This window comes from Kitasatospora sp. NPDC059577 (assembly GCF_042735475.1).
GTDB lineage: Bacteria > Actinomycetota > Actinomycetes > Streptomycetales > Streptomycetaceae > Kitasatospora.
The window spans coordinates 1-12598 of sequence record NZ_JBHWBZ010000095.1; the positions used below are offsets into that span (position 1 = coordinate 1).

At 72.7% G+C, this 12598-nt stretch carries 11 protein-coding genes; 4 read left to right on the forward strand and 7 right to left on the reverse strand.

The features are described 5' to 3' along the window. Positions 1-109: 109 nt before the first annotated feature. From ACFV0O_RS39445 to ACFV0O_RS39475, 7 genes are all read right to left on the reverse strand, one after another. Entirely contained in the window at positions 110-826 is a 717-nt protein-coding gene (locus tag ACFV0O_RS39445) for an ABC transporter permease (protein ID WP_380349292.1), read from the reverse strand. Positions 827-914: 88 nt separating this feature from the next. Then, complete coding sequence (locus ACFV0O_RS39450; RefSeq protein WP_360258572.1) at positions 915-1832, reverse strand: ABC transporter ATP-binding protein; 918 nt, start codon at positions 1830-1832, stop codon at positions 915-917. 11 nt (positions 1833-1843) lie between these two features. Beyond that, the gene (locus ACFV0O_RS39455) at positions 1844-2743 is read right to left on the reverse strand and encodes an ABC transporter permease (RefSeq protein ID WP_380349295.1); all 900 of its coding nucleotides are present in this window, start codon (positions 2741-2743) and stop codon (positions 1844-1846) included. Beyond that, on the reverse strand, positions 2727-3785 hold the full coding sequence (locus ACFV0O_RS39460; RefSeq protein ID WP_380349297.1) for an ABC transporter ATP-binding protein: 1059 nt from the start codon (positions 3783-3785) through the stop codon (positions 2727-2729). The genes ACFV0O_RS39455 and ACFV0O_RS39460 overlap by 17 nt, the downstream gene beginning before the upstream one ends. A gap of 187 nt (positions 3786-3972) precedes the next feature. Beyond that, positions 3973-4599 (reverse strand): hypothetical protein, encoded by a 627-nt coding sequence (locus ACFV0O_RS39465; protein ID WP_380349299.1) that lies wholly within the window; start codon positions 4597-4599, stop codon positions 3973-3975. 128 nt (positions 4600-4727) lie between these two features. Continuing rightward, positions 4728-5615 (reverse strand): LLM class flavin-dependent oxidoreductase, encoded by an 888-nt coding sequence (locus ACFV0O_RS39470; RefSeq protein WP_380349301.1) that lies wholly within the window; start codon positions 5613-5615, stop codon positions 4728-4730. Between the two features lie 1058 nt (positions 5616-6673). Further along, on the reverse strand, positions 6674-7585 hold the full coding sequence (locus ACFV0O_RS39475) for a serine/threonine-protein kinase (RefSeq protein ID WP_380349303.1): 912 nt from the start codon (positions 7583-7585) through the stop codon (positions 6674-6676). A gap of 86 nt (positions 7586-7671) precedes the next feature. Here ACFV0O_RS39475 and ACFV0O_RS39480 point away from each other — a divergent pair, with 86 nt between their 5' ends. From ACFV0O_RS39480 to ACFV0O_RS39495, 4 genes are all read left to right on the forward strand, one after another. Then, complete coding sequence (locus ACFV0O_RS39480; RefSeq protein WP_380349305.1) at positions 7672-8217, forward strand: RNA polymerase sigma factor; 546 nt, start codon at positions 7672-7674, stop codon at positions 8215-8217. Next, a complete protein-coding gene (locus ACFV0O_RS39485) occupies positions 8214-9071 on the forward strand; it encodes a hypothetical protein (RefSeq protein WP_380349307.1) in 858 nt (285 codons plus the stop codon). Before ACFV0O_RS39480 ends, ACFV0O_RS39485 begins: the two co-directional genes overlap by 4 nt. Before the next feature lie 94 nt (positions 9072-9165). Continuing rightward, a complete protein-coding gene (locus ACFV0O_RS39490) occupies positions 9166-9849 on the forward strand; it encodes a hypothetical protein (RefSeq protein WP_380349309.1) in 684 nt (227 codons plus the stop codon). 386 nt (positions 9850-10235) lie between these two features. Then, the coding region (locus ACFV0O_RS39495) for a protease pro-enzyme activation domain-containing protein (protein ID WP_380349311.1) at positions 10236-12598 on the forward strand (2363 nt) is incomplete at its 3' end.

Below are 12598 nucleotides of genomic sequence, written 5' to 3' on the forward strand. Positions count from 1 at the left end.
ATACCCCCCCCGGGCGGGGGGGGGGCCGCCGCCGGGGCGGCGGGGCGCGGGCCGCCGGGGGGCCCCCCCCCCCCCCCCCCCGTTCCCGTTCACGGTCGTACGGCCCGGCTCACTCCTCGCCGGCCAGGGTCAGCCCGGCCAGCTTCACCGAGGCCAGCACCGTCGCCCCGACGGTCACCACCAGCAGCAGCGGGACGGCCGCCCCCAGCGAGACGTCGGCACCGATCGCGGTGTCCCCGGCCACGGCCTCGGCCACCGCCCGGCCCCACTGCTGGATGCTCAGCGTCCGGGCGCCCTCGACGAAGTTGCCGACCACCGACTCCCAGATCAGGGCGTACCCCAGCCCGGCGACCACGGCGTGCCGGGTGACCACGCCGAGCAGCAGGAACAGCGCGCTGTACGCGGCCCCGGCGACCATCACGGCCACCGTGTAGCCGAGCACCATGCCGTCCCGGGTGCCGAACAGCAGCAGCCCGGACAGCAGCGTCGGCACGACCGAGAACAGCCAGGTGACGCCGATCGCCACGGCCAGCTTGGTGGTGATGATCCGCCACCGCGGCAGCGGCTTGGCGAGCAGGTAGACGATCGAGCCGTCGTCGATCTCGGTGGCGATGGCCCCGGTGCCGACCACCAGGCCGAGGATCGGAACCAGGGTGCCCAGGCCGAGTTGGCCGAGGATCTTGACGGTCAGGCCGTGCGCGTCGGCGGTCGACCCGCTCGCGATGGCGGAGACCAGCAACAGCAGCGCGGGGACCACCAGCAGCAGCAGGCCGCAGCGGCGGCCCAGCAGCCCGCGCAGGGTCAGCCTGGCGACGGTGGGGTTCATGGACGGTCGGCCCCTTCCTGGGTCCGGTCGGCTCGGGCTCGGTCGGCCTCGGCCCGGTCGGTCGGTGTCACGCGGGGATCGGCCGGCATCATGCGGAGACCAGGTACGAGAAGACGCTCTCCAGCGACTCGTCGGCCGGGGAGACGGTGTACAGCCGGATGCCGGCCTCCCGGGCGACCCTGGGCAGCAGGGTGGTGAAGCCCTGGAAGTTGACCGCCTCGATCCGCAGGGCCCGTTCCCGCTCGTCCACCTCGATGCCGGTGGTGGAGCCGTCGGCGATCAGCGCGGCGGCGAGCCGGCGGTCGTCGCTGGAGCGGACCAGGTAGCGGTGCGGGCGGTCGGTCATCAGCCGGCGGATCTTGCGGAAGTCGCCCGAGGCGGCGTGCCGGCCGGCGACCACGACCTCGATGTGCCGGGCCAGTTGCTCGACCTCCTCCAGGATGTGCGAGGAGAAGAGCACCGTGCGGCCGTCCGCGCCGAACCGGCGCAGCAGCTCCATCAGCTGGAGCCGCTGGCGCGGGTCCATGCCGTTGAAGGGCTCGTCGAGCAGCAGCACGGCCGGGTCGTGGACCAGTGCGGAGGCCATCTTGACCCGCTGCTTCATGCCCTTGGAGTACGTGCCGGTGCGCCGGTCCTTGGCGTGGGCCATCTCCACCAGGTCCAGGGCCCGGCGGGCGGCGGCGCCCGGCTGGGGCAGGCCGTGCAGTTCGGCGTTGGCGAGGACGAACTCCCAGCCGGTCAGGTAGTCGTACATCGACTCCCGCTCGGGGACCAGGCCGATCTGCCGGTACACCTGCTGGTTGCGCCAGATCGGCGCGCCGTCCAGGGTGACCGAGCCGCTGGACGGGGCGAGGAAGCCGCTCATCATGTGGATGAGGGTGGACTTGCCCGCGCCGTTGGGCCCGAGCAGGCCGGTGACACCCGGGCCGATGGTCATGGTGATGTCGTTGACCGCGACCACGTTCCCGAACCAGCGGGAGACCTTGTCGATGCTGATGGTGGCCATGCCGCCCTCTCTCAAACCTTCTTGTAGCGGCTCAGCAGCAGCCGGTACGAGCCGACCACCAGGGCCACGGCCACGAGCGCGAACACCGTGATGCCGAGCCCGCCCGGGGCGTGCCGGCGGTCGAGGCCGGTGCCGAGGTCGAACACCTCGTTGACCAGGGACTCCACCAGGTTGGTGGGCGAGATCAGCGAGGTCCACTGCGCGGCGTCGGAGCCGGTCGGGCCCGGGTCGCTGATGCCGACCGCGACGCCCGCCACCGCGGCACTGATCGCCAGGTAGCCCATGATGGCGGCGACCCCGAAGCCCCGGCGCGGGGTGGTGGCCGCGATCACCAGCGCCACCGAGGTCGGCACCACGGCGTACAGCACGGCCGCGGCCAGGCCGTACAGGAAGTGCCCGGTGTTCTCGGCGAAGTCCATGCCGCCGAGCAGGGCTCCGACGTAGAGCACCAGCAACGGCGCCGACATCAGCAGCAGTTGGGCGCAGACCATGGCCGCGGACTTGGCCCGGACGTAGTCGGTGCGGGTGATCGGCCGGGAGAAGTAGAGCGGCACGGCCTGGTACCGCAGGTCCCGCGAGAGCAGCACCGGCGCCTGGGAGGCGAGGAAGACCGACACCACCAGGTTGAGGCTCGCGAGGTACCCCGCGTACTCGACCGGCAGTTCGTCGCGCTTCAGGTAGAGGGCGAACGACACCATGATCACGGCGGGCACGGTGACCACGCCCAGCACCAGCATCGGCAGCACCTTGGACTTGCCGGAACGGCCGAGCCCGTAGGCGGCGCGCAGGCTCTGGGTGAAGAGCGCGCGGGTGGCGTAGCCGCGGCCGAGCCGGGGCCCGGTGTAGCCGCGGTAGCCGATGTCGTGGATGACGCCGGTGTCGGCGGGCCTGGTCTCAGGAGGCAGCGACATCGTCCGAACCTCCCCTGCTGTCCTGGGTGTTCCTGCCCTCCGGGGTGTCCGGCGCGGCCGGTGGTGCCACGGTGTCCGGGCCCTCGGTGAACAGCTCGGCGACCCGGTGCCGTCGCTGTTCCAGGCGGACCAGGCCGAGGCCCAGCCCGGCGACGGTGTCGCGGATCGTGTCGTACGTCGACTCGTCGGCCAGCCGGACCAGCACCAGGTGCGAGCCCTCCGGCCGGACGTCGACGCCGGCCGCGGCGAGGCGGGCGCGGACCGCCTCCCCGGGCTCGACGGTGTGGTCCTCCGGGTGGTCGGTGACCTCGACCGCGAGGACCGCCGTCGCCTCGGTGAAGGAGGCGGTGGAGGAGGAGCGCAGCAGCTTGCCGCCGTCGATGACGACCAGGTGGTCGCAGGTGCGCTCCAGCTCGCCGAGCAGGTGGGTGGTGACCAGCACCGAGATGCCGAAGTCGGTGTGCACCCGGCGGATCAGGCCGAGCATCTCGTCCCGGCCCGCCGGGTCGAGGCCGTTGGTCGGCTCGTCCAGCAGCACCAGTCTGGGGTCGTGCACCAGGGCCTGGGCGAGCTTGACCCGTTGCTTCATGCCGGTCGAGTACCCGCCCATCGGCCGGTACCGCTCCTCGTAGAGGCCGACGTGCCGCAGGGTGTCCGCGGTGCGCTCACGGGCGGCGGTGGCGGGCAGGCCCGCCATCCGGGCCATGTGCACCACGAACTCGGTCGCGGAGACGTCCGGCGGCAGGCAGTCGTGCTCGGGCATGTAGCCGACCCGCTCGCGGATCTCGGAGCCCCGGGTGGCGATGTCCAGACCGAGGACCTCGCCCCGGCCGGAGGTCGCCGGGGCGAGCCCGAGCAGGATCTTGATCAGTGTGGACTTCCCGGCCCCGTTGGCCCCGACCAGCCCGACCACCCCCGGCTGCACCTCGACGGTGAGCTGATCGAGGGCGGTGATCCGGGGGAACCTCTTGGTGAGGCCGTCCGTCTTGATGACAGCTGTGGACACGCCCTCAACGTAACGGGCCCGCGCGGCACGGGTCATGAGCTGGAATGACGAGCCCCCCTGCTGCTGCGGTATGACACCGGACCCCCTCTCCCCTAGGGGTCGGCCGGCAGCGGCGCCCTCCTGTGCGCTCGCCGGGAAGGCGCGGGGGGCGCGACGGCGTCGGCCGCCCCCCCCCGCCGCCGGCCGCCCGCCGCGGGGGCGGCCGGCCGGCGCCGGTCCCGGGTCAGGAGTGCGGGCGCTCCCACAGCTCGACGACCTTGCCGGAGGCGTCGAGGACCAGCTTGTAGTCGCCGGTCGAGCAGGGGTACGAGCCCTTCTGGTTGCCCGGGGTCGCGATGCACTCGTTGACGTGCTTGACCAGGTCGGCCACGCTGACGTCCTTCGGCGCGGCGACCACCGAGCGGAGGTGGCCCTTGGCGGTGGGCGCGAACGCGGCGCTCTTGTCGGCGCCGACCGGGTCGAAGCCGACGTCGTCGATGCCGCAGACGTCCTTGGTCTCCTTGTAGACCAGGGTGGTCGCGGTGGTGCCCTTCACCGGGTAGATCCACTTCTGGCCGGCCGGCAGCGGCTCGTGGGTGCAGAAGCCCTCGGGCTCGCCGGACGCGCCCGGGGTGCCGGTCGGGGCGCCGGTCGGCGCGGGCTTCCCGGTGCCGGCCGGGGCGGCGGTGGTCGGGCCGGGAGCGGCGGTGGTCGGGGCGGCGGTCGCGGTGCTCGACCCGCCTCCCGCGCCCTGGTCCGACGAGTCGTCCGGTCCGCAGGCGGCCAGGCCGAGCGCGGCGGTGGCGACCAGAGCGGTGGCGAGCAGTCTCCTGGAAGCAGACATGGCGAAGGAACCCCCGTTGTAACGCATGATCAGATTGAAGGTGCGGCGGACAGACTAGCGTCTCACCCCGACGCCGGACCGGCCGATCACCGACCTGTCCGTCGCGGCCCTCTCCCCGGGGCGCCCCGGGGGAGCGGCGCCCCGACGGAACGGCATCAACCCAGCTGCGCCAGGCCCTCGGTGGCGATCCGCTCGAAGACGGCGAGGTCGTTCTCGAAGATCGAGTCGGGGACCGGCCAGTGGATCACCAGCTCGGTGATGCCCAGCTCCCGGTACGTCCCCGCCCAGTCGACGAAGGCGTCCAGCGACTGCAGCGGCTTCTCCGCCGTCGAGCCCTGGAGCAGGACCTTCTCCAGCTCGGCCACGTCCCGGCCGCTCGCCTCACAGGCCGCCGTCAGCTTGCCGATCTGCTGCGCGATCACCGCGGGCGCCTGCTCGACCGGCACGTCCGCCGGGCCCTTCGGGTCTCCGTACGTCACCCAGCCCTGCCCGTACTCGGCGGCCAGCTTCAGCCCGCGCGGGCCGGTCGCGGCGACGTAGAACGGCACCCGCGGCGTCTGCACGCAGCCGGGGATGTTCCGCGCCTCGACCGCCGAGTAGTACGTGCCCTCGCGGGTGGTGGCGTCGGTGCGCAGCAGTTCGTCCAGCAGCGGCAGGAACTCGCCGAACCGGGCCGCCCGCTCCTTCGGCGACCACGCCTCCTGGCCCATCGCCGTCGCGTCGTAGCCCGTGCCGCCGGCCCCGATCCCCAGCGTCAGCCGCCCGCCGGACACGTCGTCCAGCGTGATCAGCTCCTTCGCCAACGTCACCGGGTGCCGGAAGTTCGGCGATGTTACGAGCGTCCCAAGCCGCAGGCGCTCGGTCGCGGTGGCCGCCGCGGTCAGGGTCGGCATCGACCCGAACCACGGCTCGTCGCGGAAGGACCGCCAGGACAGGTGGTCGTAGGTGTACGCGGCGTGGAACCCGAGGTCCTCGGCCCGTCGCCAGATCTTCTGTCCTTCGGCCCACCGGTGGATGGGGAGGATCACTGTGCTGAGACGCATGTCATCGACCCTAACCGGGGGGAGGAGAATGCGTCCCGTCAGTCACGGGGCTGAACTGAGCGCCGAGCAACAAGATCGGCGTCCGAGTCCATCTCGCACAGCTCCGTAAGGGTGTGCACCTTGAGTCCTTCACCCCTCGCGAGAGCGTCGTCCACGAGGCCCTCAAGTCCGGAGCAGAGGATCTCGACAGCGTTGAAGCTGACCGTGGCCGGGCGCCGCTGACGGCGCCAGGCTCCGCCCGCCCCAAGGGGCACCCGGTCCTGGATTCGCGGGTGGCGATCGGCGAGCCTTCACCTGGCGACCACCACGTCAGGGCCGAGCTGCAGCGCGGCCTTCGCGGCGCGCATCGCGTCCCGGACTCGTGCGGCACCGACGCGGGCTGCCGCTTCGCTTCGTCCGACGCCGAGCGTACGGGTGTCGAGGCCCACGCACAGGCGGCAGATGCCCGGCTGGGGCATCGGGTCGTGGCACTTGGCGCACTCGGAGTATCGGGCCGCTGCTGGGCGCACAAGGGCCTGCACGGGCGGCATCTTGCGTTCCAGGCGGTTCCGGAGCACCGCCACCTGATCCCGTCCTGGTCGCGCAGCGCGCGGACCATGTCCGCACGCAGCACCTCGGGGTCGCGGACCGGCGAGTCGTCGATGGCAGTCATCGGATTACCTGTTTCTGTCGGGGGCGTGCGACGCCCAGCTCGGCGCCCGCCAGGGACGCCAGCCGGGGCTGCCCGTCGTACGGACGGATACGCGCCGCCAGTCGGGGTGTCCTGGGGGGTCGACTCGAAAGCAGCCCTGGAGATCGTGCTGGACCCGTTCTCCGGGTCGGCTGGTGGGGCGTACTCATCGGCCGGGATCGCTCCACTCGAGCGGCCCGGAAGGTGTGCGATATACCCCCGACTCCCGTATGAAAATGGGTGGTTGGCCGCACTATGCGGACGAGGCTCGAAGGCGGTGGTCCTCCGGTCCGGCAGCGCAGTCGGGGCCTGCCCGTCCGGGCCCCGGTTCAGGGACGCGTCAGGGATGGGGACACGACCGCCGGTGCGGACCGGCTCCCCGTCGGATTCAACGCCGCAGCCAGCTCAGCAGGGTCGTCGACGTGAACACCGTGCCCGACGCCAGAAGGACCGCGCGCGGGGTCAGCCACGCCGGGCCTTCCGGGGGCCGGGACTGCGGGACCGGAGCCAGCAGCGCGTCCGCGAAGGCCCTGGCGGTCGGCGGCCGGTCCGCCGGCTCGACGGACATCGCGGCCCGGAGCAGCAGGGCGACGTTCGGCGGGAGCTCCGTTCCGGTGGGCAGCGCCGGCAGCGTCGAGGCGGTCGGCCGGCCGGTCATCAGGGCCGTGGCGCGCCCGCCCGGGCCGAACGGCTTCTGCCCGGTCAGCAGCTCGTAGGCCACCACGGCCAGCGCGTACACGTCGGCCCTCCCGTCGAACCCGCCGGTCTGGAAGGCCTGTTCCGGTGCCATGTACGCGGGCGTGCCCGTGGTCACCGTCAGTCCGGACGCGTCGGCCAGTTGCTTCGCGCTGCCCAGATCCGCCACCAGCACCGCGGCGGGCGCGGGGCCGGTGGCGAGCAGCAGATTGGACGGCTTGACGTCGCGGTGCACCACGCCCGCCTCGTGCAGGACCTGGACCGCGTAGCCCGCCTCCGCGGCCAGCCGCAGCGCTTCCTGCGGGTCGCACTGCCCGACCCGGTCCGCCAGGGTGCCGCCGCGTACGTAGTCCATGACGAAGTAGGGCCGGTCCTCCTGCACTCCGACGTCGTGTACCCGGACCACCCGCGGGCTGGCGATCCGGCGCAGCAGCCTCGCCTCCGCCAGGAACCGCTCCCGCACATCGGCGTTGGCGGCCCAGTTCTCGGCCAGCACCTTCACCGCGACCTCGGTGTCGAGCTCCGGATCGTAGGCCTTCCAGACCGTCGCGAAGGAGCCGACTCCGAGCCGCTCCGTGAGGAGGTAACGGCCGAGCTTGCGCATGTGGCAGCATTCTGCCGGAGTCGGGGGGAGTGCGGAACTCCCGTCGACGGGTGGCAGGCCGGGCGGGACGAGACGGGGGGATCCGGGTGTTCGAGGAAGCCGAGCTGGAACGGCTCGTGACGACTGCTCAGGCAGGCGACCCGGGGTCGATGGAGTACCTGCTGGCCAGGCTGCGGCCGGTGGTGCTGCGCCGCTGCTCGCGTTTCCTGCCCCACCACGCCGACGCGGAGGAGGCGGCGCAGGACGCGCTGCTGTCCATCAGCACGCACCTGGGCAGGTACGGCGGCCACGGCTCCTTCCAGGGCTGGGTGACAGTGATCGCCTCGAACGCCGCCCGGTCCACCTACCGCTCGATGCGCCGGCGTGCCGAGGACAGCCACGCCGACCTCCCCGAGTCCGTCGACCCGCACACCACCAGCGTCATCGCCGGGACCCGGCTCGACCTGATGGAGGCGCTGGCCGCGCTGGAGCAGCGGCACCCCACCCTGGTGGAGGCCTTCGTGCTGCGCGACCTGGGCGACCTGACCTACGTCCAGGTGGCCGAGCAGCTGGACGCCCCGTTGAGCACGGTCAAGGACCGTATCGACCGGGCTCGCCACTTCATGCGCGAGCGCCTGGTCATCGGTCCGTGAACGGCGACCCCGCGGCGGGCGGCGGCCACGCCGTCGTCCGGCTCCGGTCCGCCGTCGCCGCCTTGGTGGCCGCCGCCGCGCTCGGGCTGGTGACCGGCCGGTTCGTCCTGCCGCCGACCCCCGGAGCCACCGCGCACCCGGCAGCGGGTTCGCGTGCCGCGACCGACGGGGCATCCCGGGGCGCGTCCGCTCCCGCGACTCCCGGCGGGTCCGTCCCGACGCCCGCGTCCTCGGCCTCCGGCTCCGCCCCGCCGACCGGTGCGACCGGTGCGACCGGGCCGGTGACGACCGCGAACCTTCTGGAACCGGCGGCGTTCAGCCCGGAGTTCGACATCGGGCGGATCCACGTCACCGACCGATACGGCGACGGGGCTTACGCGAACGCGGCCTGCACCGGCGAGAAGACCCTCGGTCAGACCCTGGGCGGGCCCGGTGCCCACTTCCGCGGGCTGATGACCAGCCCCCGCGCCAGCCCGGACGACCCCACGCTGGCCGCCGGCCGCGACGGCCAGGTCGCCCGCGAGGTCGCCGCCGAGACCCTGAGCCCTTCTCTGGCGCAGAACTTCAGCGAGCGCCTGCTGCTGGAGGAGGTGCCCTGCCAGGAGGAACCGCCAGGGCACTGGGTCTACGGGAGGACCACGACACTGCGGCTCGCCCCGGACGTCACCGCGAGCTGGATGGGCCTCTACCAGGGATCGCTCAACACCAGCGGCACAGCGCCCGAGGGCAAGGAACCCTGCGGCGGCATCGCCGTGCTGCGCAGCGGCAACCACTACGGGGTGCTGGAGGTCTACGCCTGCCTGGACACGGCCGCGATGGACCGCGTCGTCAGGACCGCTCTGTCACAGCTGTGAAACAGCCGGTCGAGGCTCCGGCTTTCCCTCCTCCGGCGGCATCTCCCCGGTTGTACGAGGACGCAGCAGGCGTCCCGACCAGCAGGGGGACCAGATGACCGAGAACCAGACCGTCCAGCAGAAGTCCGTTCGCCGCAACCGGGTCACTGCCGCGGCCTGCTTCGCCGCCGCACTGATCACGGCCAGCGTCGTCGGCACCCAGTCGGCCACCGCCGAAGGGGCCGCGCACGACGCCGCCCGCCCGACTGCGGTCGCGGCCGCCGCGCCCCGACTCGGCGCCGCCGAGCTCGTCCAGAGCGAGGACTTCCAGCAGGGCCTGAACCCGGTCGGCGCGACCGTTTCGCTGACCGGACGCCAGGGGCTGTCCGCCTGCTCCGGCGAGGAGACGATGCGCGACCTGACCAAGGACGGGGCCACCGCGTACGCGTCCGTGAACTGGACCTTCGACACCGACGGCATGCTGATCGAGTCGGCCGCGAGCGCCCCCACCGGGACCGACGCCGCCGCCTGGGAGAAGCAGCTCGTCGCGCTCGTCCAGGACTGCCAGGACGAGCCCGCCGGCCACTGGCACTACGGCGCGGCCCACACCCTGAACGTCACCGGCGGCACCGCCCGCTGGTACCCGGCCTACAACGGCGACGGCGCCGTCAGCGGCGGGGTCGCGGTCCTGCGCAGCGGCACCAGGGTCGCCGTCGTCGAGCTCACCCGCCGGCCCACCGACGCCCCGAAGTACGTCGAAGGCATCGCCACCGCAGCACTGAACCGCCTCTCCTCCTGAACGGCAGCCCCGCTCCGCCCGCGCCGCCGGGCGGAGCCGGCCCCGATCGCCACCGAAGCCCGGCTCGACTCCGCCGGGCGCGGCTCTGCTGCTGGGAGTCGGGAGCGGCGAAGGCCGTGGCGGCGGTGAGGGCCGGAACGGGGCCGAACCAGGGCCCGTCCCGGAACGACCGCAGGCGCCTGGTCTTCTGACCCTCGTTCCACCCGTGGACAGGGAGGATCACCGTGCCCAGTCGCATGCCGACGACCCTGTGCGAGGCGACTCCGGGACCCCCGCGCGGCGCTGAGGGGGTATTCGGTTGCGGGGGTGTCCCCGCGGCCTGATAGAACTCCCGTCGGACCTTCGTTCGAGAGTCCATCGGATTCATCAAATTGGGGGGAGCGCGGATGTCTCATCCGACGCCGAACGCCCGGCTGCCCTGGACGGCCAAGCCGCTGTCCCGCGCGGCCACCCTGGCCATAGCCACCGTTGCCCTGGTCACCTACGCCGGCCTGCCGGCCGCCCACGCCGACGCCCCGACGACGCAGCGCGTCGGCAGCGTGCCGACCGCCCCGGGGGACGCCACCAAGACGGCCGACCCGGCGGACGACACCCCGGTTCAGCTGAGCGTGCACCTGAAGTCCCGCAACGAGGCCGGCGCCAACGCGCTCGCCGCCGCGGTGAGCGACAGGACGTCGCCGCAGTACCACCACTTCCTGCAGACCGGTGAGTTCGCGCAGCGCTTCGGCGCCGACCCGGCCACCGTCGCCAAGGTCAGCCAGGCGCTCACGGCGCAGGGTCTGAAGCCCGGCGCGCTCGCGGCCGACGGCCTGACCATCCCGGTCTCCACCACCGTCGCCCAGGCCAAGAAGTCCTTCGACGTGGACCTGGCCGGCTACGCGACGCCCGACGGCCGGACCGGCTTCCTGAACACCGCCGCCCCCGCGGTGCGTTCCGACGTGGCCGGGGCGATCACCGGCGTCGTCGGCCTGAACACCCTGGCCCAGGCGCACAGCAGCCACGTGATCGGCGCCACCGGCCAGGCCGGCACGGGCCTCGCGCACCCGGCCGCGACGGCCGCCGCCGGTGCCTACCCGGCGATGTGCGGCGGCGCTGCCGCGGCGTTCCCCGGAAAGACGGACGGCAAGGACTACTTCAGCCCCTCCGCGCTCGCCTCGGCCTACGGCCTGAACGGCATGACCGACGGCGGCTTCGGCACGACCGTCGCCGTCTTCGCGCTGGAGGACTACTCGGACGCCGGTCTGAGCGCCTTCCAGTCCTGCTTCGGCACCAACGCCTCGGTGCAGCGGGTCCGGGTCAACACCGGTTACCAGGCCCCGCCGACCAACAACGGCGTCGGCGTCGAGACCGCGCTGGACATCGACACCGTCATCGGCCTCGCGCCGCGCGCGAACGTGCTGGTCTACCAGGGCCCGGACGCCTCGCGCGCCACCCAGGCGGACATCCAGAACACCTACCGTCAGATCGTCTCGGACAACCGCGCCCAGGTGGTCACCACCAGCTGGGGCGTCTGCGACCAGGTGATGGCGACCAGCGACCTGGTCGCCGAGCGGGACATCTTCCTGCAGGCCGCGCTGCAGGGCCAGACCGTGGTGGCGGCCTCGGGTGACGACGGCTCCAGCGGCTGCAACTACCTGAAGAACGCCGGCGCTCCGGCGAACATCACCAACCTGCTGAGCACCTCCGACCCGGCGAGCCAGCCGCTCGTCACCGGTGTCGGCGGCACGACCCTGAGCAGCAACGGCGGCACCGTCTCCGAGTCGGTGTGGAACCGCAACGGCGGCGCGAGCGGCGGCGGCATCTCCCGCTGGGCCCAGAACGGCGGCGCCTACCAGGCCGGCTTCTACGGCCCGGGCTACAACAACCAGTGCCAGGGCGCGGCCGGTACGGTCTGCCGTCAGGTCCCCGACGTGGCCGCCAACGCCGACCCGTCGACCGGCTACGTGGTCTCCACCGGCGCCGGCTCCTGGATGATCGTCGGCGGCACCAGCGGTTCCGCCCCGCTCTGGGCCGCCATCGCGGCGCACCAGAACAACCCGGGCTGCACCGGCCGGGTGGGCTTCCTCGCCCCCGCGTTCTACTACGCCGCGAAGCACGGGATCCCCGCGCTGAACGACGTCACCTCGGGCAACAACGACATCGGCATCCAGGGCGGCCTGTACGCGGCCACCTCGGGCTACGACATGGCCACCGGCCTGGGCACCCCGGACGCCGACAAGGTCATGAAGCTGGTCTGCAACCCGAACGCGGGCTACGACCGGACGATCGAGGCCGTGGAGAACGGCCAGCTGCACGAGGTCTACACCGACCTGACCGGCTGGCACGACGGCGTCGTTCCGGGCGTCACCGGCCTCAGCGCGCTGAGCTTCACCTACAACGCCAACGGCAACCGGGTGATCGAGGCCATCGAGAACGGTGAGCTGCACGAGATCTACACCGACAACACCGGCTGGCACGACGGCGTGATCCCGGGCCTGTCCGGCATCACGGCGATGAGCTTCAGCTTCAGCCCGTCGGGTGACCGCGTCATCGAGGCCATCAAGGGCGGCGAGCTGCACGAGATCTACAGCGCCTCCGACGGCTGGCACGACGGCGTGATCCCGGGCCTGTCCGGCATCACCGCGATGAGCTTCAGCTACAGCGCCTCGGGCGCCCGCGTCATCGAGGCCATCAAGGGCGGCGAGCTGCACGAGATCTACAGCGCCTCCGACGGCTGGCACGACGGCGTGATCCCGGGCCTGTCCGGCAT